The organism is Stenotrophomonas sp. SrG (assembly GCF_050031795.1).
GTDB lineage: Bacteria > Pseudomonadota > Gammaproteobacteria > Xanthomonadales > Xanthomonadaceae > Stenotrophomonas > Stenotrophomonas rhizophila_A.
In genome coordinates, this window is the sequence record NZ_JBNBBE010001405.1 from 1 (window position 1) to 235 (window position 235).

The 235-nt window shown below is 73.2% G+C and carries 1 pseudogene; it reads left to right on the top strand.

What is annotated here, in order from left to right:
- Positions 1-235 (top strand): annotated as a pseudogene (locus ACQG3P_RS24035) (hypothetical protein); the annotation flags it as partial.

The window sequence follows — 235 nt, forward strand, 5'->3', positions numbered from 1 at the left end:
CGACGGTGGCCCGGCGCTCGCGCGGCATCTCGCGTTAAATCATCCGCGCCTGGCCCTGTCGCCGACCCTGTACATCTTCGCACAATCCACGGTGAGCCGCGGCTGGCAGCGTGCACAGGCGCAGCCGCGCGCGAGCGGCATGGGGCTGGGCCTGATCGCCGAGCTCGCGGTGGGCTTCGATCCCGCCGGCGCTGAAGCCGATGCCTCCGGCGGCGCACTGCTCCGCGGCCTGGTG